The following is a 20,359-nucleotide window of genomic DNA, read 5'->3' on the forward strand; positions in this document are numbered from 1 at the left end:
ATCAGGATGCATGAGCATACTCTCGATTGCGGCATCCGGACTTTCGGCGGCGAGCCTTCGCGTGAACGTGGCCGCCAGCAATATCGCCAACGTCAACACGATCGGGCCGCTCCCCGTATCAGGCGGATCGAGCACATCGGCCAGCTCGGGCATTGCTCCGACGTATCCCGCCGCTTATGTGCCGCTGCGCGTCGATCAGGTCGCCCAATCGAGCGGCTCGGCGCCCGGCGGGACGATCGCGACCGTATCGGCGGTTTCGCCGAGCTATACCGCGCAATCCGACCCGAGCGCTCCCTTCGCAAATCAGGCGGGCCTGGTCGCCGCGCCGAACGTCGATCTGGCCAACGAGTTCGCTCAGGTGGCGACCGCAAAGTACAGCTTCATTGCCAATGCGAAGGTCATTCAAGCCTACGCCGAGACCGAAGACACACTCCTCGATATCAAGACGTGATCGCTGACGGATCGTTTCGAGGCCTCCTTTGGCGACGGGAACCGTCGCCGGCCTTGATCCGCGTCAAAATCTCCTTCCCCAATCCGGCCTAAATGGGATTAGAGTGCCGCCGGGGCAGGCAGGAGGTCCGATGTCCACTTATGTCGTCAGGTTCATGAAGGACGTGCTCGGCCACGGCCGGCAGATCGAGGTTTGCCAGGGCACCCTCGAGGTCGATGCCTGCGATGAGAACGAAGCCAAGGAGCGGGCGAAAGCAAAATTCTGCAAGGACCAGGCGTTGCTTCACTGGTCGTTGCATGCCGACCGCATCCAGGTCAGACCGGCTGACTATCCGTCCTGAGGTTTAGCGTCCAGGTGCCGTGAGCGCCGGCGGCGAGGTTGCGCCCGCGCCGAGCGAGCGCTGCACCATGACGGTGTCGGACCAGCGGCCGTGGCGATAGGCGACGCCGCAGAGCAGGCCGGCGCGCGCGAAGCCAAACTTCTCGTGCAGTGCCAGCGAGGGCGCATTGTCGGCATCGATATAGCCGATCATCTGGCGGAAGCCAGCCGCAGCGCAGGCGTTGATCAATTCCCCGAGCAAGAGCCGCCCGACCCCGCGGCCGAGATGCTCGTGGTGGACGTAGATCGAGTGCTTGGCGGTGTAGCGATAGGCCGGCCGCTTGCGGAACAGCACCGCATAGGCATAGCCGACCACCTCGCCGCGAAAGGTCGCGACAAGGTGCGGCAGGCGGGTCTGCTTCAGGTTCTTGCGGCGGTCGCGCAAATCGTCAGGCTCGGGCGCGCCGGTTCCCTCGACGTCGCGCGGCACGCCATTGCGGACGTGATGGCGATAGATCGCCAGCATCGCCTCGACATCGCTCTCGCGTGACGGCCTGACCAGGACAGGCTCGTCACTCGCGCGCACAGCTGTCTCGTTCATCGGCACCTACTCGGCAACGACGTATGTATAGAGACCGATGCGGCCCCGCGCATCGATCTCCTTGTAGACGCCCTGGATTTCCACGTCGAATCCCGGGAAAGTGTTGAAGCAGGTCTCGAACATCTTGAGATAATCCACCATGGGCTTGGCCCGTTCCGTCAGCCGCTCGCCGGGCACGATGGTGGCGATGCCGGGCGGGTAGACCACGAAGGGCGTGGTGGCGATGCGGCCCGCGATCGCCTCGATCGGCAGATAGTCCACATCGTTCTTGAACAAATAGCGCGCAGCATCACGGGGCGACATCGCGATCTCAGGCATATGCTCGGGCATGAACTGGCGGGCCTGGAGCGCGCTGACGTCGGCGGCGCGGAAGAAGCGGTGCATGTCGGCGCAGAGGTCGCGCAGCCGCACGCCGGCATAGCGCGCCTGGCGCCGCTGGTAGAACTCCGGGATGACCTCGGCCAGCAGCGCATTGTCGTCATGCAGCTTCTTGAAGGCGACGAGGCCGGAGATCAGCGTGCCGGCCTTGCTCGCCTCGACGCCGGGGGTGAGCAGGAAGAGCAGGGAGTTGAGGTCGTTCTTCTCGGGGACGATGCGGTTCTCGCGCAGATATTGTGCGAGGACGGGCGCGGGGATGCCGTGGTCGGCATAGGCACCGGTCGCGCGGTCGAAGCCGGGGGTGAGGAGCGTCAGCTTGTTCGGGTCGGTAATGGCGAAGCCTTCAGTAAGATTGGGGAAGCCGTGCCAGTTTGTATCGGGCGAGAGCTGCCAGAGCGCGGGATTGGTGGCGAGCTCGTCGGTGGAGAGCGACTCCCAGGCGACGTTATGCGCGGTGCCGGGCCGGCCGACGTCGGGAATGGCGACGCGATCCGGCACGAAGGGTTCGAAGAACCAGCGCCGATCCGGATTCTGCTCGTTCTCCTCGAACTCCCGGCGCATCGCGCGGACTTTCTTGCGCAGCTCGATGCCGAGGCGGATCGTGTCGTCCCACAGCACCTCGCCGGATCGACCCTTCATCATCTGCGCGCCGACGTCGAGCGAGGCGAACAGCGGGTAGAAGGGCGAGGTCGAGGCGTGCTGCATGAAGCTTTCGTTGAAGCGGCGGTGCTCGACACGACGCTTCTGGCCGCGGATGTGGCGGTCCTTGATGTGGATCTGCGAGGCCTGCGAGAAGCTCGCGAGCTGCTTGTGGGTCGACTGCGTCGCGATGATGCCGGGCGCCTCAGGAGGGAGGTTCGACAGCCCCATGGCAAAGCGGCCGGCATAGAGCGGATGGAATTTCATGAAGCCGGCCCAGGCCTCGTCGAACAGGATGTATTCGCAGAGATGGCCGATGCGCTTCAGGATCATCTCGGCGCTGTGGATCGAGCCATCATAGGTACACTGCTCGACCACGGCGACGCGGAACGGCCGCTCCTTGCGCCAGGCGTCCCTGTCGGTCACCAACGGATGGTTGCGGATCGCCTCGCGCAAGGCCTTCTCATCGAGCATGTCCCACCGCATCGGGCCGATCAGGCCCCAGGCGTTGCGGACGCTGGGGACATAGACCGGGATGCCCCCATTGATCATCAGCGCGCCGTGATGGGCGGCCTTGTGGTTGTTGCGATCGAACAGCACGAGGTCGCCGTCGGTAACGAGGGCGCCGAGCGCGACCTTGTTCGAGGTTGAGGTGCCGTTGAGAACGAAATAGGTTTTTTCCGCGCCGAAGATCTGCGCGGCTTCCTTCTGCGCTTTCAGCGCCGGTCCCTCATGGGTGAGGAGGTCGCCGAGATCGAGGACCGAATTGTCGAGGTCGTCGCGGAACACGGATTCGCCGAGATGCTCGACGAAGACCCGGCCGATCGGGCTGCGGTTGTAGAACACGCCGCCGTTGTGCCCCGGGCAGGTCCAGAGCTGGTTGCCTTCCTCGGCATAGTCGACGAGGGCACCGAAGAACGGTGTCTTCAGGGTCTCGGCATATTGCTTGAGCCGGCTGATCAGGTTCCTGGCGATGAAGGTCGGCGTCTCCTCGGACAGGAAGACGTAGCCGTCGATGAAGTCGAGCACCTCGACCGGCAGGTCCTCGAAGCGCTTGCGCCGGATCAAGAGAATGATCGGGAAGTCGAGGCCGCGGCGCCGCATCAGGTTGATCAGGGCCGACGTCCTGCCTTCCAGGCCCTTCTTGCCCCAGTCCACCACCATGCAGCCGATCGCGGCATCGGTCTGTACCGCGATCTCGGCGTCTTCCAGCTTGCGTGCCCGGACCACCTCGAAGCCGGAGCGCTGGATCTCCTCGATGATCTGGTTGAAGCGGAGGCCCTCGAGGTCGTCGGCGTCGAATGCAGGTGCGGCGAACAGGAAGTTGAAGCGTTTGAAATAGTCCATGGCGTGTCCCGAATGTGCGAGACGGACAGGTCTCTGCACATTCGATGACAGTTATATGACGGCGGCTTGCGCGCGACGAACCCGGTCAGTTCGCGGCGGCGATGATCATGCGCTTTCGTCCGAAATTCGCCACGGCTGCCTCGGGAACACCGAAATTGTTGGCCAGCAGGTGGCGCGGCGCCTTGGCCAGCCAGTCGCCGAGGCTGCTTTCGTGATAGGTGCCGCTGTCGAGCACGCCGACGACCTCGGCGTCCTCGTTGCCGATGTTCTGGATCGAGTGTCCGCAATTGGCGGGGACGTAGGCGCATTCGCCGGACGAGAGTTCTGCGATCGCAACACGCTTGTCGAATGCGAACAGCGTCACGCGCGTGCGCCCCTTCAGCACGTAGTGCCATTCATTGGCATCGGTGTGCCAATGCGGCTCGTGCATCGCGCCGGGTTTGAGCTTCAGCACCGTCCCTGTCATGGTGCTCGACACCGGAAACTCGTTGGCCGAGGCGACGTAGAGCTGGCCGCCGGCCGTGCTCACCCGCGGCTTCTGCGACGTCAGCGGGAAACGGTGGGTGCGGTCGCGGTCGAGCGCGCGGGCGACTTTCGCCTGCGGACCATCGAGCGCCAGCACCTCGCCCTGCATGATGTAGGTTTCGGCCTTCGGATTGGCGCCAAAGATATCGGTGGAGACACCCAATGCCTGCGACAGCGTGGGGGCGTCGTAGCGGCTCATCCAGTCGCTGATCCCGAACGTACCATGCTCGGAATAGAGCCCATCATCGAAGGCGAGGATGGCGTGACAGGGGGCAGACCCCAGCGTCTGGATGGCGTGGCTGTGGCCTTTCGGGAAGAACCAGAGATCGCCGGGCGCGAGATTGACGATCTCGAGCTGGCCTTCAGGATCGACCACCGTCACCTGGCAATGGCCGTCGACGACATAGGCCCACTCGGCGGAATTGTGCCAATGCATTTCCCGGGCGCCGCCGGCATTGACGAACAGATGCGCGCCGGCAATGCCGGTCGCGAGCGGGAGGGTGCGGGTCGTGACCTCGCGCGCCCAGCCTCCGGAGGTGGCCTTGATCGGACCCTTGTCGAGTGAGGCCGTGAACACGACGGGATCGCCGGACTTGCGCGGGATCGTCTTCAGGAAGTCCGCCGCCGGAGCGACATCGTAGCCCGCGGCATGTCCATCGGGAGCCGCGATCGCGGATTTGGCAGCGCCGAGGCTGCCGGCACCGAAGGCAACAGATTGAATGAAGAGACGGCGGCTGGATTCGAACATCGAAGACCCCAATATCAGATGGTTGCATGAAACGGACCCGCGAAGCCTCTACGCCTCCGCGCCATCATCTGGGTCTGATGAACCCGCCCGCCGCGCCTCAACCATTGGGTTGAGACGGCGCCTCAATTATCTTTGATTGAGCAATGAAAACGACTGTGAAGCGGTGCGCTTGACAGCACGATCCGCGCCGCGGGCGGCGATTCAGCTAGCGCTTGGCTTCGCCGAACACCACCGTCGGCACGGCGCGGTTGACGATTTCGCGGAGCGCGAAGCTCGATTGCACCCGCGCCACGCGCGGCAGGCGCGACAGCTCGGTGCGATGGATGCGCTCGAAATCCTGGATGTCGCGGGCGAGCACAATCAGGATGTAGTCGTCGGTCCCCGACATCAGGAAGCAGCGCACAACCGAAGGGCATTTCACCACCTCGGCCTCGAACGCCTTCAGCGCCTCGTCGCTTTGGCTCTCGAGCGCGATGCGGACCAGCACGGTGGTGGTGAGGCCGAACTGGTTAAGATCGAGCGCGGCCTGGTAGGCCTGGATGTAGCCGTCGTCCTCAAGGGCTTTCTGACGACGCGCCAGCGCCGTGCTGGAGAGCCCGATCTTGTTGGCGAGCTCGGCGTGGCTCGCCCGCGCATTGGTGGTAAGTTCCGCGAGGATAGCGAGATCTTTCCGGTCGAGGGCCAAGGTTTTGTTTCCGGCGTGAAAGGGCGCTTCCGCGCCGGAAACCGGCGCGCAAGCAGCCAAACTAGCGGATAATTGCACGAAACCAAACCGCCCCCGTCGCTACGATCAACAACGGAATCAATGCGATGGCGAGGGAGCTCAAGATGCGCGTCGGTGTGCCCAAGGAGATCAAGGTACAGGAATATCGCGTCGGGCTCACTCCGGGTGCGGTCCGTGAATATGTCGCGGCCGGACATCAGGTCGCGGTCGAGACCGGTGCCGGCAGCGGCATCGGCGCGTCGGACGAGGTGTACGAGCGGGCAGGGGCTGCCATTGCCGCGAGCGCGCGCGACATCTTCGCCACGTCCGACATGATCGTGAAGGTGAAAGAGCCGCAGGTAAGCGAGTGGGTCCAGCTCCGCGAAGGCCAGATTCTGTTTACTTTCCTGCATCTTGCGCCGGATCCCGAACAGGCCAAGGGTTTGCTTGCGTCCGGCTGTAGTGCGATCGCCTATGAAACCGTCACCGACGCGGCCGGTCACCTCCCCCTGCTGGCGCCGATGAGCGAAGTCGCCGGCCGCCTCGCGATCGAGGCCGCTGGCGCCGCGCTCAAGCGGTCGGCGGGCGGCCGCGGATTGCTGCTCGGCGGTGTGCCCGGCGTACAGCCGGCGCGCGTCGTCGTGCTCGGCGGCGGCGTCGTGGGAACGCAGGCGGCGCGCATGGCCGCCGGCCTCGGCGCGGAAGTCATCGTGATCGACCGTTCGATTCCACGTCTGCGCGAGCTCGATGATCTCTTTGTCGGACGGGTCCGCACCCGTTTCTCGACGATCGAGTCGGTCGAGGATGAAGTGTTCGCCGCGGACGTCGTGATCGGCGCGGTGCTGGTGCCGGGGGCCAGCGCGCCAAAACTCGTCACGCGCGCAATGCTGAAATCCATGAAGCCGGGCGCCGTGCTGGTCGACGTCGCGATCGACCAGGGCGGCTGCTTCGAGACCTCGCACCCGACGACGCATACCGATCCGACCTACGAGGTCGACGGCGTCGTGCACTATTGCGTTGCCAATATGCCGGGTGCGGTGCCGGTGACGTCGAGCCAGGCGCTGAACAACGCGACGCTGCCGTTCGGCCTGATGCTCGCGAGCAAGGGCTTTGCCGCGGTGCTGGAGAACCCGCATCTGCGCAACGGTCTGAACGTGCATCGTGGCCGGATCACCAACAAGGCCGTGGCGGAGAGCCTTGGGCTGGACTTTGCGCCTGTCGGGAGTGGGCTCGCGGCCTGAGTAGCGACTTACCCCTTCGTCAGCCGGTACTGCTCCAGATCCGGATCATGCGTCATGCGCCAGTAATCGACGAACCGCCACGGCATCGCCGAGAACACGCGACCGCTCGCGTTGCGATAGTAGGTACTCATGCCCGGATGGGTCCAGATCATGGCCTCGTGCTCGGCATCGACTTTACGAACATAGTCGTCGAGAACGTCTGGGCGAACGTCGATCGCGGCTATATCGTGCTCGATCATCTCGGCGAGACAGGCGGAGATGTAGCGGCTCTGGCATTCCGACTGGAAGATGACGCTGCCGCCGTGCGCAGGACCTGAGTTCGGGCCGAGCATGCAGAAGAAGTTGGGAAAATCAGGCACCGTGAGGCCGAGGAATGCAGTCGGATTGTCGTTGGCCCAGGCCTCGCGCAGATTCTTGCCACCGCGGCCTATGATGTTGAGGCGCGCCGCCATCTCCGTGACCTTGAAGCCGGTAGCGACGACGATGACGTCAGCGTGGCGATGCTTGCCGTCGGCGGTGACGATGCCGGTTTCGTCGAAATGGTCGATCGTGTCGGTGACGAGCTCGACATTGTCCCGCCTCAGGGTCTTGAACCAGTTGTTGTCGAGCAGGATGCGCTTGCCATAGGGCGGATAGGTCGGCACGCATTTCTCGATCAGGTCCGGCCGTCCCTGCAGTTCCGACAGGATGAAGTCAGTCAGCTCCTGGCGGTGCCGGTCATTGCCCTTGTTGACGGCGCGCTCGGGATGCGGCCAGGCCGGGTCCTTGCGCAGGAATGGCAACAGGCCGTCGCCATAGCGCCAGAACATGTTGAAGCGGTACCACTGCACATAGAACGGCAGATGCGCGAGCAGCCAGCGCGCGCCTTTGCTGATCGGATCGGAATAACCCTTCACCGGACGCGCCCATTGAGCGCTGCGTTGATAGACCGTGACCGAGGCGACGCGGCCCGCGATCGACGGCACCAGCTGCATCGAGGTCGCGCCGGTGCCGATCACGGCGACATGCTTGCCGTCGACATTGATGTCGCCGGACCACAGCGCCGAATGCAGGATCGTGCCCTTGAAGGTCTCTTCGCCCTTGAAATGCGCGCGCGAGGGATCGTTGAGCTGGCCGATGGCCGAAACCAGCGCGGTGGATTCGAAGGTCTCTTCGCCGTCTCTCGTCTTCAGCGTAGAGACCCAGCGCTTCTTGCCTTCGTCCCAGCGCGAGGAGGTCAGCTCCGTGTTGACCCGCAGATGCTTGCGGATGCCGAATTCGTGCGCGACCTTGAGCAGATAGCCGAGCAGCTCCTCGCGCTGGCAGAAATAGCGCGTCCAGGCATTGCCCGAGCCGAACGAGTAGGAATAAGAATGGTTCGGCGTATCGACGCCGCAGCCGGGATAGCGGTTGATCCACCAGGTGCCGCCGAGCTCGGCGTTCTTCTCGACGATGGTGTAGGGGATGCCGAGATGGCCGAGCGCTACGCCGAGCGCGATGGCGCAGACGCCGGCGCCGACGATCAGGACGTGCTGCCCCGCAAGCTTCTCGTCCGCGGGTCTCTTGGTCCAGCGTGCCTCGCGCGGCACAAAACCCATCTCCTCGCGCATCAGGGGCGCATATTCCGGCGCAACATTCTCGCCAAGGCAGGCGCGCATCATCCTGAGCAGCAGCTCTTCGCCGGGATCGGTGATGACGGGTTTTGGCGTCCCGCCGGCAAACAGCTCGACCACGGCGGCGCGGATCTCGTCCTGGATATTGCGGGGCACGCCGGCCTCGGGATCGGGGATGAGGCGGATGTCGCGCTTGGGCAGATACGGCGGCTCCAGCCATTTCTTGTCGCCGGTCATGTGCACCAGCACCATCAGCAGGCAGCGGATGTCGGCTTCGGCGATGGCCGAGGCGAGGTCGAGCGGATTGTGGGAAGATGCGATGTTCATGGCGTGTCACCGGAGGCAGTGAAGAGGCCACGCGTCATCAGCTTGCGATAGGCGGAGATAACGTGGTCGGGCACGGTGGTGACGCCGCCTTCCGAATAGGAGTAGCGGCGGCTGAGATAGCCGCGCGAGCCCATCAGCATGTGGACGATGGCTTCGAATTCCTCGTCGCTGTAGTCGTGAATCGCGCCTGCTGCGCGTGCGCGACGCAAGATGCGCACATAGGCCGTCGAGATGTTGTCGAGGTGCTTCTGATAGCCTGTGGGCGCGAAGAATTCGGCCTCGTTGAGGATGCGCAAGAATTCCGGCACCTCGCGGATGAAGTCGAAGAAGGCGGAGAAGCGCGAAATTTCCTGCCGCGCCGCGTCCGCCGTGCCGGTCCGGGCGCGGATGAACTCGACCATGTCGAGTCCGATCTTCGGCAAGAGCTGGTCGAGCAGCTCCTGCCGGTTCTCGAAATGGTTATAGAAGGTGCCCTGCGCGACGCCGGCCTCTTCCGTGATGCGGGCGACCGAGGCTTCGGCGTAGCCATATTTGCCGACGACCTTGGTCGCAGCGTCAAATATCTTCTGCTTGGTCCAGGCATTGCGCTCGACGCGGTTCAGCTTGGTCACCTTGGCGTTCGCTTGCGTCATTCAGACGTCTCCAGCTCGGCGCGCAGCACGCGCTTGAGGATCTTTCCGCTCGGATTGCGCGGCAAGCTGTCACGGATGATCAGCTGTTTCGGCACCTTGAAGCTCGCCAGTCGCGCCCGGCAGTGTTCGGTGAGGGCAGGAAGCCCAAGACTCGCGCCTTCCGCCAGCACGACGATAGCGACGGGACGCTCGCCCCAGCGCGGATCGCGCAGGCCGATCACGGCAACCTCGCGCACCTCGGGCAAGTCGTAGATGACGCGCTCGACCTCGGAGGAGGAGATATTTTCGCCGCCGGAGATGATCATGTCCTTCTTGCGGTCGGTCAGGTAGAGAAAGCCCTGATCGTCGAGATAGCCGACATCGCCGCTGCGGAACCAGTCGCCGAAAAAGGCGGAGGCGGTCTTCTCCGGATCCTTCCAATAGCCACGCGTGATCTTGGGGCCACGCAGGCAAATCTCGCCATTGAAGTTCGGCGGCAGCGCCTTGCCGTCCTCGTCGCGGATCTCGATCTCGACATGGGCGATGGCGCGGCCTGTCGAGCCGATCTTCTCGATCTCGCGGCCCGCTTCCATAAAGGTGTCGCCGCCCATGGTCTCGGTGAGGCCATAGGCGTCGATGTAGCGCGCATTGCGGAAGAATTCCGAGAAGGCGCGGATGCGCAGCTCCGGCGTCTTCTCGCCGCCGCCGATCGCCCATCGCAGGCTCGACACGTCGTGGCGATCGCGGGTCGGGCAGGTGAGCATTGCGGTGGTCATGACAGGCGCGAACCAGGCGGCGTTGAGCTTGTCCTCGGCGATCGCGGCGAGCGCCGTTTCGGGCTCGAAGTTTCGCTCGATGCGGATGAAGCCGCCGTGCCAGAGCACGGCGATGCCGGGCAGGTCGAGCGCGCCGACGTGATAGAGCGGGCCGACGACGAGCAGACGCACGTCGGCGCTGAGGCCGAGCGCGATCGTCTGGTCGGCCGACTTCCAGTAGAAATTATCGTAAGAAAGCATCGCGCCTTTGGGGCGATCGGTCGTGCCCGAGGTGTACATCAGCCGCATCAGGTCGGATGGCGCGCGGATGTTCATGGATACAGGTGCCGCGTCGCGCGCGAGATGCGTGACGCTTTGTTGCGCGGCCTCGCTCAGAACGACGGTCTTTGCGCCCGCTGCGTTCGCAACCAATTCTTCATCGATGATCAATAGCCGCGCGCCGGCATTGCCGGCGATATAGCCGATCTCGTCGCGGGAGAGGCGAAAATTGATCGGCAGGAACACCGCGCCGAGATGGCTGGTCGCAAACACCAGCTCCAGGAACGCCGCGCTGTTCTTCATCAGCACGGCGACGACGTCGCCGGCTCCGATGCCTTGCGAGGCGAGCCAGCCTGCGGCTTGCCCGATGCGCGCATCGAGCGCCGCGTAGGAAATCACCTCGCCGCGATATTTCAGCGCGGGCCGGTCCGGCGTTCGCCGGGCATGAAAGGCGATGAAGCTCGAAAGGTTGATCATGCTGCGGTTTCGGGCCGATTGGTGGCCTCGTTTCCTCCCATTCTGAATTCTGACTCATAATTCATGTTTGTCTTGACGTCACCCCCTGCCTCTGAAATTGTTGGGAACACGGAGACGAGACGATCTTCGACAAGGGACTGGAACGCCGACCCGAAAGAGGGAGGGGAAAATGAAGAGAACCCGCACGCCGGGCGTCAGCCGCCGTTCAGCACTGGCGCTGATGGGCGCCGGTGTGATGAGTGTTGCCGCGCCGTGGGTGGCGCGCGCCCAAGCCAAGACCATCAAGATCGGCATGCCGACGATCTTGTCGGGCCGCGTCGCGCAGCTCGGCACATCGTCGCGCAATGCGGTGATGCTCGAGGTCGAGAAGGTCAACGCCGCCGGCGGTCTTGCCGGCCGACAGATCGAGATGGTGATCCGCGACTCCAAGGGCCAGCCGCAGGAAGCAGCCCGCGTCGCGCGCGAGCTCGTCAACACCGATGGCTGCGAGCTGCTGATCGATGCCGAAGCCTCCTCCGGCGCCTTCGCGGTGCATGAGGTCGCGCGCGATCTCGGCGTGTTCTGCGTCCACACCAATTCGGAAACGTCGTCGCTGACCGCCGATCCCAAGCAGCACATTCCGAATGCCTTCCGCACCGCGCGACAGGGCGTGCACGATTCTATCGTCGGCGGCAGCTATGCCGCGGCGATCGCAAAGGCGAAGGGCTTGAAGAAATGGGCGACCTGCTCGCCCGACTATGCCTATGGCCGCGACACCACGGCGGAGTTCACGCTGTACCTCAAGCGCTTTGCGCCCGAGGTCGAGATCATCAGCGAGTCCTGGCCGAAGCTGTTTCAGCCCGACTATACCGAGGTGGTCACCAAGATCCTGCAGGCCAAACCGCAAGCGCTCTATTCCTGCTTGTGGGGCGGCGATCTGACCTCCTACATTGACCAGGCCAACATCTACGCGATGTTCGGCCAGATGGAGGTGTTCGCGGTTAACATGGCCGACTACACCGCGCTCACCGTGGTGAAGAACCTGCCCAAGGGCATCCACTCCGGCAACCGCTACATCAAGACGTTCCCGGCCACGCCGGAGAATGCCGCCTGGGGCGACGCCTACAAGGCCAAGTATAATGAATACCCGACCAACTGGTCCTGGGAGAACGCCACTGCCATCATGCTGATGGCGGAAGCCGCGAAGAAGGCGAACTCCGCCGACGGCAAGAAGATCGCGGAGGCGCTGAAAGGCCTCACAATCAAATGCCCGTTCGGCGCCGACGGCACCGTGACGATGCGCGGCGACGACCACACGCTGGTCGGCTACGCCATCGGCTGGGGCACCACGATTCCGCAGGAGCCTTATGTCCCGGAGGTCAAGGCCGGCGACTGGAAGACCATCTTCGAGTTAGAGGCCGAGTGGAAGAAGAGCAAGGGTTACACCTGATGTGATGTGCGGCGGAGGCGGGTGACTTCCTCCGCCGTTTTCGTCTGGCTTTCGCGCCACATCGGGCGCGCCGCAATGAAAGTGCTCCCGTGGACCTCGATGCGCTCACCGGCTGCCTCTCCAGCTCCGCCTGCCTGGTGACGCAAACCACCAGCGGGCTCATCATCGGCATGCTGCTGTTCCTGGTCGCGGTCGGATTGACCCTGATTTTCGGCGTGCTCAAGGTCGTCAATTTCAGCCACGGCGCCTTCTATATGTTCGGCGCATATTTCGCGATGACGGCCAATCAGCTCACCGGCAGTTTTGCGCTGGCGATGCTGGCCGGCGCGGCAGGCACCGCCATTCTCGGCCTGATCTTCGAGCGCGTCTTCATGAGCCGCGTCTACGGCGCCGACGTTTTGATGCAGCTCCTCGTCTGCTACGCCTTCGTGCTGATCTTCGACGACGTCGTGCGCATCATCTGGGGGCCGGAGTTCAAGTCGATGGGCATGCCGTCCGCGTTCCAGGTGATGCCGCTGTTCATCGCCGGCGGCGTGGTGCCGCCCTATTATCTCTTGCTGATCGGCGTCGCGCTGCTCGCGGCGATCGTGCTCGGCATCGGGCTGTCGCGCAGCCGCATCGGCAAGGTGATCCGCGCCGCAGCACATAATCCCGGGATGGTCTCCGCGTTGGGCATCAACACCGGCCTGATCTATGGCGGCGTGTTCGCGCTTGGCGGCATGTTGGCGGGGCTCGCGGGCGCGCTGGCTGCGCCCGTGCGTTCGCTGACGCCCGGCATGGGATTTTCGGTGCTGATCGAATCCTTCATCGTCACCGTGATCGGTGGCATGGGCTCGATCCTGGGTGCGCTGATCGGAGCGCTGCTGCTCGGGCTGATCCGCTCGTTCGGCTCGCTCGGTTTTCCCCTGTTCACGGAAGGCCTGATGTATCTGTTCATGGTGATCGTGCTGGTCTCGAAACCCACCGGCTTGTTCGGCAAGGAGGCAGCATGACCGAGCTGGAGGCCGGACGCGCGCAAACGCTAGCGCCGGTGCGAAGCGGCTCGGCGCTTCATCGCTACCGCGACGTGCTGATCGCGCTGGCCGCCTTTGCCGTGCTGGCGAGCCTGCCGCTGTTCACGGGCAGCAAGGCGCTGCTCGATTTCGTGATCCGCTGCTCGGCGTACGGCCTGTTCGCGACCTCGCTCAATCTGCTGGTCGGCTACACCGGCCTGACCTCGTTCGGACACGGCATGTTCTTCGGCCTTGGCGCATACAGTTTCGGCCTGATCATGCAGAAGCTCGGCGTGCCGATCCCCGTGGCTTTCGTCGCGACACTCGCAATCACCGCGGTGATCGCCGCCATCATCGGCGCGATCTGCGTGCGGTTGAAAGAGATCTACTTCGCCTTCGTCACGCTCGCGTTCCAGATGCTGATCCACTCGACTATTTTGTCTTGGGCGTCCTTCACCGGCGGTGATCAGGGCTTGCGCGGCGGCATCCCGCGCCCGGTTTTCCTCGGCATCGATCTCGCCAACCACGTCCATCTCTATATCGCGAGCTGCGCGCTGCTGATCCTCGGTCTGCTCGCGATGCGCCAGATCGCGCAATCGCCGTTCGGCTACACACTGCGCATGATCCGCGACAACGCCGCGCGCGCGAGCTTTCTCGGCATCGACGTCTGGCGCGCAAAGCTCACCGTCTTCGTGCTGGCGGCGCTGTTCGCATCCATGGGCGGCATGGTGATGGCGCTGTTCGTCTCCGGCGCCTATCCCGAGTTCGCCTATTGGACCATCTCGGGCGAGGGCATTTTCATTAACATGCTCGGCGGGGTCTCGACGTTCCTGGGGCCGATGGTCGGCACCGTGCTGCTGCTCCTCCTCAACGACACCGTCACGCGCTTCACCGAATATCACGGCATCGTGCTCGGCATGGTCATCCTGTTCTTCGCGCTGGGCCTGCGCAAAGGCCTGCTCGATTTCGTCGCCGAATGGTTCGCGCACCGGCGCGATGCAGGCGAGGGGCGCTAGCATGCCTGGAGTGTTCAAGATGGAGTCATTCCGGGGCGCACGAAGTGCGAACCCGGAATCTCGAGATTCCGGGTCTGGCCCTGACGGACCATCCCGGAATGACGGGGCCAGGCGAAGGCCTGAGGGGTGCTAGCCATGCTGGAGATCCGCATGCTCGCAAAGTCTTTTGGCGGCGTGAAGGCGACCAACGACGTCTCGCTGGATTTCCCGGATGGTTCGCTCACGGCGGTGATCGGCCCGAACGGTGCCGGCAAGAGCACCTTCTTCAACCTGATCACCGGCGCGTTGAAGCCGGATTCCGGCCAGGTGCTGCTCGACGGCGTCGATCTCGTTGGCCGCTCGCCGCCGGAGATCGTGCGTCATGGCATCGGCCGTGCCTTTCAGGTCGCAAGCATCTTCAAGTCATTGACGGTGCAGGAAACCATGCTCGCCGCGGTCAGCGCCGACCAGCGCTCGTCGGCGGTGCTGCACAAGCGTTTTCCCTTGCCGGAGACGCGCGACCGCGCCGAGCGCGTGATGGAGCTGCTCGGCCTTGCCGGAAAGCGTCATCGCACCGCCGCGACGCTGTCGCATGGTGACCAAAAGCTGCTCGACATCGCTCTCGCGCTCGTTCTCGAACCGAAGGTGCTGCTGCTGGACGAGCCGACCGCCGGCATGGGACCGGAAGAGCGCTGGCGCATGATCGACAAGGTGCGCGAGCTCTGGGAGACCCAGAAGATCACGGTCATCTTCATCGAGCACGACATGGACATCGTGTTCAAGATCGCGCCGAAGATTGTCGTGCTTTGCTACGGCCGCATCCTCGCGACCGGCACGCCGGACGAGATCCGCAACAACAGCGCGGTGATCGATGCGTATCTCGGCACCGAACATGCGGGAGCCGCCGCATGAGCACGCCGGTCATCGAGGTCGCCGATCTCGACGTCTTTTACGGCACGAGCCAAATCCTGTTCGGCGTCGGCCTCTCTGTGCGACAGGGCGAGACCATGGCGCTGCTGGGGCGCAATGGCGCCGGCAAAACGACGACAATGAAAGCGATCATGGGCCTTGCGCCGCCGCGGCGAGGCAGGGTCAGCCTTCGCGGCGCGGTGATTTCCGGCCACAAGCCGCACCACATCGCGCGCGCCGGGCTCGGCTTCGTGCCCGAGGATCGCCAGATCTTTCCGGAGCACACCGTCGAGGACAATCTCATCATCGGGAAGAAGAAAGGGCCGGAAGGCCAGGACGAATGGCCGATCAAGCGCATCTACGAGGTCTTTCCGCTGCTGGAGCCGCTGCGCCATCGTATCGCCGGGCGTCTCTCTGGCGGCGAGCAGCAGATGCTTGCGATCGCGCGCACGCTGATGGGTAATCCGGCGCTGCTGCTGCTGGACGAACCGAGCGAGGGGCTCGCACCGATCATCGTGCAGCGGATCGGCGAGCTGTTGCGGCAGCTTCGTCAGATCGGCTCGACCGTGCTGATCGCCGAGCAGAACATGCATTTCTGCCTGGGCCTTGCGAGCCACGCCACGGTCATCGACAAGGGCCAGATCGTCTATGCCGCCGGGATCGAGGAGCTGAAAGCCAACGACGCCATCCGTCGCCGCTATCTGGCCCTCTAGGCCGGTGGCCGGGGTCCAAATAGGCCGAAAGAAGAAAACCATTGCCTTGGCGCCGTCGAGAGGAAGGAGTTTCCCCTCCGGAGGATAAAAACGCCAATCGCTTCCATTGCTGTTTTGGGCCGAAACGACGACATTTCCGCCAGAGATTGATGGATTTGACCGCCATGGAACGCACCGGATTTGAGCCCTTCGGCGAGCAACTGGTGTCCGCAACGGACACCCAGCCGCGGTCGCGCGCCTCAAAAATGTTGCTGCGGGTCGGCACCGGCCTGTTCTGGTCGCTGGTCGCCGGCATCGTGCTCGCCCGTGCCGCTTTCTTTGAGCCGGGCGTCTATGATGGCTTCAGCCGCGTCGCTTTGCTCGCCAAAAGCCTGATCTTCTGACCCTCGCTCTTCCGGGCCGAGCACAGAACTTCCCTCGGCCCTGATATGCCGAAAACTTATTCCCCAATCGGACGGCGCTGCGTATAAATCCTTCCCCTTGGGAGAGATTTGTGTCGCAGAATCAAGCATCCAGCCCGGCCGATTCCAAGCCGGCCACCACCGCGAGCCGGGTCCTCGCGTTGATTCCCGGCATTCTTCTGTGCATCGTCGTCGCCGGGGTCTCGGCTCTGCTGGAGCGGGCTGAGCTCGGCGTGTTCGAGCATCCCTATGTCGAGGCGCTGGTGATGGCGATCCTGCTCGGCATGGCGCTGCGCAGCTTCTGGAAACCCGCGCCACGCTGGCAGGCCGGCATCGCCTTCAGCGCCAAGCAGCTGCTCGAAGTCGCGGTCATGCTGCTCGGCGCCTCCATCAGTTTTGCCGCCATCGCGGCCTCGGGCATCGCGCTGCTGGCATCGATCGCGGCCGTCGTCGGGGTCGCGCTCTGCGTCTCCTTCGGCCTCAGCCGGATGCTCGGCCTGTCGACGCGGCTGTCGATCCTGATCGCCTGCGGCAATTCGATCTGCGGCAATTCCGCGATCGCGGCGGTGGCGCCGATCATCGGCGCCAACAATGACGAGATCGCATCGTCGATTTCCTTCACCGCTATCCTCGGCGTGATGATGGTGCTGGGCCTGCCGCTGCTGATCCCGTTGCTGCAACTGTCCGCCACGCAATACGGCATCCTCGCAGGTCTCACCGTCTACGCCGTGCCTCAGGTGCTCGCCGCAACGGTGCCGGCCGGGCTGGTCTCGACGCAGATCGGCACGCTGGTGAAACTGATGCGCGTGCTGATGCTCGGGCCGGTCGTGGTCGTCCTGTCGCTAGTCGCCTCGCGCTGGCAAAGCGGTGCCAAGAAGGCCAATGTCGGTTTCTTCCGTCTTGTTCCCTGGTTTATCCTCGGCTTCCTCGCGCTGGCGACCTTGCGCTCCCTCGAGATCGTGCCGGCGACGGTAGTAGGGCCGGTGACGAAGATCACGAGTTTTCTCACGGTTGTGTCGATGGCCGCGCTAGGTCTGGGCGTCGATGTGCGCGTGCTGGCGAATGTCGGCGGCCGGGTGACGGCGGCCGTGACGCTGTCGCTGCTGCTGCTGCTTGGCATCAGCATCGCGCTGGTGCACTGGTTCAAGTGAGGCACACGAAACTGCCGTCGGGGTGAGCGAAGGCACGAACGCGCGGTGTCCACCATCTGCGTGACCAAAGATGCTGGGCACCCTCCGCTTTGCCCACCAATACGAGACCGTCGTCTCCGCAAGCGGGGAGGGCTTAATGAAATCCTCTAGCGATTGGCCGTGGACTTCCCATGCCAGACCGCTATTGGTTTTCGCCAATGTGGTTGGCCGTGAGCAAGCGCGGCCGATCCGACGAGAGCGAGGACGCGGCCATGACGACTTTGACGGTAAAGGACCTTCTCCCCGAGGACGGAACACGCGGCACGCTCGCCGGCCGCGTCTGGCTGCCGCAGGTGAATGGCCCCGCCGTGGTCGCCGTGCGCGGCGCTGGCGTGTTCGACGTCACGGCAAAATTTCCGACAATCAGCGCACTCTGCGAGGAGAACGATCCGGCCAAGGCGTTGGCCGCGGCGAAGGGCGAGCGCATCGGCGGTCTCGAAGCCATCGTGGCCAACACCGCGCCCGATAGTCGTGACCCCAAGAAGCCGTGGCTGCTCGCGCCGGTCGATCTCCAGACCTTGAAGGCCGCCGGCGTCACCTTCGCGATTTCGATGTTGGAGCGCGTGATCGAGGAGCGCGCGAAGGGCAATCCGGCGTCGGCCGAGGCGATCCGCAAAGAGGTGACGCGGCTGATCGGTGACGATCTGTCAAAGCTCAAGCCGGGCTCCGACCAGGCGATGCACCTGAAGCAGGTGCTGATCGATCAGAACGCCTGGAGCCAGTATCTCGAGGTCGGCATCGGCCCCGATGCCGAGGTCTTCACCAAGGCGCCGACCATGTCCTCAGTCGGCACCGGCATGGATGCGGGCCTGCATCCGAAGTCGACCTGGAACAATCCGGAGCCGGAGCTCGTGTTGTTCGTCTCCAGCCGCGGCAAGATCGTCGGCGGCGCGCTCGGCAACGACGTGAACCTGCGCGACTTCGAAGGCCGCTCTGCGCTGCTGCTGTCGAAGGCCAAGGACAACAACGCGTCCTGCGCGATCGGCCCACTGCTGCGCCTGTTCGACGACAGTTTCACGCTCGATGACGCGCGCAAGCTCGACATCAGCCTGAACGTGACGGGTGCGGACGGCTTCGTCCTCGACGGCCATTCCTCGATCAGCAAGATCAGCCGCGATCCGACCGATCTCGTCGCGCAGACCATCGGCAAAATCCATCAATATCCAGATGGATTCGTGCTGTTCCTCGGCACCATGTTCGCTCCCGTGAAGGATCGCGACGCGCCGGGGCAGGGGTTCACCCACAAGCGCGACGATATCGTCACCATCGCGGCGCCGCAGCTCGGCAAGCTCGTCAACCGCATGCGCACCAGCGACGAGTGCGAGCCCTGGACGTTCGGCATTGGTGCGCTGATGAAGAACCTGGCGCAGCGGAAGCTGATCTAGCTCTTTTCCTGCGTCTGCTTGCGGCTTCGTCATGGCCGGGACTAGTCCCGGCCATCTACGTCTTGCTTGCGGCACAAGGTGTGGAGCCCAGAACAAGCCGGGCATGACGCGTTGCTGGCACGCAAACCACCCCGCACGTTTTCCTTCATCCTCCCGTTGCACTTGCGGAACAAAATCGCGCTTGGCGTGTCATCTGCGCGGCCGTCCTGCACGCCTGCGCCGCTTCATCTAATAGTCAAATAATATGACTATACGGAACCGATCTTACGTGAAATAGTATCTTCCGCCAGCCTAAGGGGCCGGCCTGCGGGTGCCATGCTACCAATCGGCGCCCGAGATAACTCTTGGGAGACACGCCTTGATGACCCCTAAAGCCCTCTTTGCGGCCAGCGCCATGGCCGCGTTGCTTCTCGCGTTGCCGGTCAGTGCCGCAGAGCTCACGATCGGCTTCTCGCAGATCGGATCGGAATCCGGCTGGCGCGCGGCTGAGACGTCGGTCTCCAAGCAGGAGGCGACCAAGCGCAACGTCAATCTCAAGATCGCGGACGCGCAGCAGAAGCAGGAGAACCAGATCAAGGCGATCCGTTCCTTCATCGCGCAGAACGTCGATGCGATCTTCCTTGCGCCGGTCGTCTCGACGGGGTGGGATTCGGTGCTGAAGGAAGCCAAGGAGGCCAAGATCCCGGTCGTGCTGCTCGACCGTGACATCGATCCCTCGGGCAAGGAGCTCTATCTCACCGCCGTCACCTCGGATAGCGTGCATGAAGGCGAGGTCGCCGGCGACTGGCTGGCAAAGACGGTCGGCAACAAAGCCTGCAACATCGTCGAACTGCAGGGCACGGTCGGCGCCAGCGTCGCCGCGAACCGTAAGAAGGGTTTTGACACGGCGATCTCCAAGCATCCGAACCTGAAGGTGGTGCGCAGCCAGACCGGCGACTTTACCCGCGCCAAGGGCAAGGAGGTGATGGAGAGCTTCATCAAGGCCGAAGGCGGCGGCAAGTCGATCTGTGCCGTCTACGCGCACAATGACGACATGATGGTTGGCGCCATCCAGGCGATGAAGGAAGCCGGCCTCAAGCCGGGCAAGGAGATCCTCACCGTCTCGATCGACGCGGTCCCCGACATCTTCAAGGCGATGGCCGCGGGCGAAGCCAACGCCACGGTGGAGCTGACGCCGAACATGGCCGGCCCTGCGCTCGATGCCATCGCGGCCTTCAAGGCGAAGCGCACGGTGCCGCCGAAATGGATCCAGACCGAGTCGAAGCTCTATACGGCTGCCGACGATCCGCAGAAGATCTATGACAGCAAGAAGGGCCTTGGTTACTGAGGTGAAATGCGCCGCCGCGATGGATC

General features: G+C 63.9%; 19 protein-coding genes. 12 read left to right on the forward strand and 7 right to left on the reverse strand.

Annotated elements, in window-relative coordinates:
* The first annotated feature begins 10 nt into the window (after window positions 1-10).
* Window positions 11-451 (forward strand): flagellar basal body rod protein FlgC, encoded by a 441-nt coding sequence (locus AC5V87_RS14070; RefSeq protein ID WP_495371893.1) that lies wholly within the window; start codon window positions 11-13, stop codon window positions 449-451.
* A gap of 130 nt (window positions 452-581) precedes the next feature.
* Entirely contained in the window at window positions 582-791 is a 210-nt protein-coding gene (locus AC5V87_RS14075) for a hypothetical protein (RefSeq protein WP_456839526.1), read from the forward strand.
* Window positions 792-794: 3 nt separating this feature from the next.
* Here the strand turns inward: AC5V87_RS14075 and AC5V87_RS14080 are convergent, their stop codons facing one another.
* The 4 genes from AC5V87_RS14080 to AC5V87_RS14095 all read right to left on the reverse strand — a co-directional run bounded on the left by AC5V87_RS14080 (window position 795) and on the right by AC5V87_RS14095 (window position 5,692).
* Window positions 795-1,370, reverse strand: coding sequence for a GNAT family N-acetyltransferase (locus tag AC5V87_RS14080; protein WP_495371327.1), 576 nt, complete (start codon window positions 1,368-1,370; stop codon window positions 795-797).
* Between the two features lie 6 nt (window positions 1,371-1,376).
* Window positions 1,377-3,734 carry an Orn/Lys/Arg family decarboxylase gene (locus AC5V87_RS14085; RefSeq protein ID WP_495371328.1) on the reverse strand — a complete coding sequence of 786 codons (2,358 nt, stop codon included), beginning with the start codon at window positions 3,732-3,734 and terminating at the stop codon, window positions 1,377-1,379.
* Window positions 3,735-3,819: 85 nt separating this feature from the next.
* Window positions 3,820-5,007 (reverse strand): cupin domain-containing protein, encoded by a 1,188-nt coding sequence (locus AC5V87_RS14090; protein ID WP_495371329.1) that lies wholly within the window; start codon window positions 5,005-5,007, stop codon window positions 3,820-3,822.
* 205 nt (window positions 5,008-5,212) lie between these two features.
* Entirely contained in the window at window positions 5,213-5,692 is a 480-nt protein-coding gene (locus AC5V87_RS14095) for an Lrp/AsnC family transcriptional regulator (protein ID WP_456839521.1), read from the reverse strand.
* Window positions 5,693-5,835: 143 nt separating this feature from the next.
* Between AC5V87_RS14095 and ald the strand changes: the two genes are divergently transcribed.
* On the forward strand, window positions 5,836-6,951 hold the full coding sequence (gene ald / locus AC5V87_RS14100) for an alanine dehydrogenase (protein WP_495371894.1): 1,116 nt from the start codon (window positions 5,836-5,838) through the stop codon (window positions 6,949-6,951).
* An 8-nt stretch (window positions 6,952-6,959) separates the two neighbouring features.
* Here the strand turns inward: ald and AC5V87_RS14105 are convergent, their stop codons facing one another.
* The 3 genes from AC5V87_RS14105 to AC5V87_RS14115 are packed head-to-tail and all read right to left on the reverse strand — an operon-like array spanning window position 6,960 to window position 10,992.
* Complete coding sequence (locus AC5V87_RS14105) at window positions 6,960-8,870, reverse strand: flavin-containing monooxygenase (protein WP_495371330.1); 1,911 nt, start codon at window positions 8,868-8,870, stop codon at window positions 6,960-6,962.
* On the reverse strand, window positions 8,867-9,502 hold the full coding sequence (locus AC5V87_RS14110; protein WP_456839519.1) for a TetR/AcrR family transcriptional regulator: 636 nt from the start codon (window positions 9,500-9,502) through the stop codon (window positions 8,867-8,869). The genes AC5V87_RS14105 and AC5V87_RS14110 overlap by 4 nt, the downstream gene beginning before the upstream one ends.
* Window positions 9,499-10,992: an AMP-binding protein gene (locus AC5V87_RS14115; protein WP_495371331.1), complete on the reverse strand. Its 1,494-nt coding sequence runs from the start codon at window positions 10,990-10,992 to the stop codon at window positions 9,499-9,501. The genes AC5V87_RS14110 and AC5V87_RS14115 overlap by 4 nt, the downstream gene beginning before the upstream one ends.
* Before the next feature lie 169 nt (window positions 10,993-11,161).
* Between AC5V87_RS14115 and AC5V87_RS14120 the strand changes: the two genes are divergently transcribed.
* The 9 genes from AC5V87_RS14120 (at window position 11,162) to ytfQ (ending at window position 20,333) form a co-directional block, all read left to right on the forward strand.
* Window positions 11,162-12,421, forward strand: coding sequence for an ABC transporter substrate-binding protein (locus AC5V87_RS14120; RefSeq protein ID WP_495371332.1), 1,260 nt, complete (start codon window positions 11,162-11,164; stop codon window positions 12,419-12,421).
* A gap of 89 nt (window positions 12,422-12,510) precedes the next feature.
* Entirely contained in the window at window positions 12,511-13,413 is a 903-nt protein-coding gene (locus AC5V87_RS14125; protein WP_456839516.1) for a branched-chain amino acid ABC transporter permease, read from the forward strand.
* Window positions 13,410-14,429 carry a branched-chain amino acid ABC transporter permease gene (locus tag AC5V87_RS14130; protein ID WP_495371333.1) on the forward strand — a complete coding sequence of 340 codons (1,020 nt, stop codon included), beginning with the start codon at window positions 13,410-13,412 and terminating at the stop codon, window positions 14,427-14,429. The genes AC5V87_RS14125 and AC5V87_RS14130 overlap by 4 nt, the downstream gene beginning before the upstream one ends.
* A 135-nt stretch (window positions 14,430-14,564) precedes the next feature.
* A complete protein-coding gene (locus tag AC5V87_RS14135) occupies window positions 14,565-15,320 on the forward strand; it encodes an ABC transporter ATP-binding protein (protein WP_495371334.1) in 756 nt (251 codons plus the stop codon).
* Window positions 15,317-16,030: an ABC transporter ATP-binding protein gene (locus AC5V87_RS14140; RefSeq protein ID WP_495371335.1), complete on the forward strand. Its 714-nt coding sequence runs from the start codon at window positions 15,317-15,319 to the stop codon at window positions 16,028-16,030. Before AC5V87_RS14135 ends, AC5V87_RS14140 begins: the two co-directional genes overlap by 4 nt.
* Window positions 16,031-16,071: 41 nt before the next feature.
* Window positions 16,072-16,413 carry a hypothetical protein gene (locus AC5V87_RS14145; RefSeq protein ID WP_456839512.1) on the forward strand — a complete coding sequence of 114 codons (342 nt, stop codon included), beginning with the start codon at window positions 16,072-16,074 and terminating at the stop codon, window positions 16,411-16,413.
* Between the two features lie 110 nt (window positions 16,414-16,523).
* Window positions 16,524-17,582: a YeiH family protein gene (locus AC5V87_RS14150; protein WP_456839511.1), complete on the forward strand. Its 1,059-nt coding sequence runs from the start codon at window positions 16,524-16,526 to the stop codon at window positions 17,580-17,582.
* A gap of 251 nt (window positions 17,583-17,833) precedes the next feature.
* Window positions 17,834-19,006 carry a fumarylacetoacetate hydrolase family protein gene (locus AC5V87_RS14155; protein ID WP_456839510.1) on the forward strand — a complete coding sequence of 391 codons (1,173 nt, stop codon included), beginning with the start codon at window positions 17,834-17,836 and terminating at the stop codon, window positions 19,004-19,006.
* Window positions 19,007-19,367: 361 nt separating this feature from the next.
* Window positions 19,368-20,333 (forward strand): galactofuranose ABC transporter, galactofuranose-binding protein YtfQ, encoded by a 966-nt coding sequence (gene ytfQ, locus AC5V87_RS14160; RefSeq protein WP_495371336.1) that lies wholly within the window; start codon window positions 19,368-19,370, stop codon window positions 20,331-20,333.
* Window positions 20,334-20,359: the final 26 nt, after the last annotated feature.

Source organism: Bradyrhizobium sp. SOJA106 (assembly GCF_059448745.1).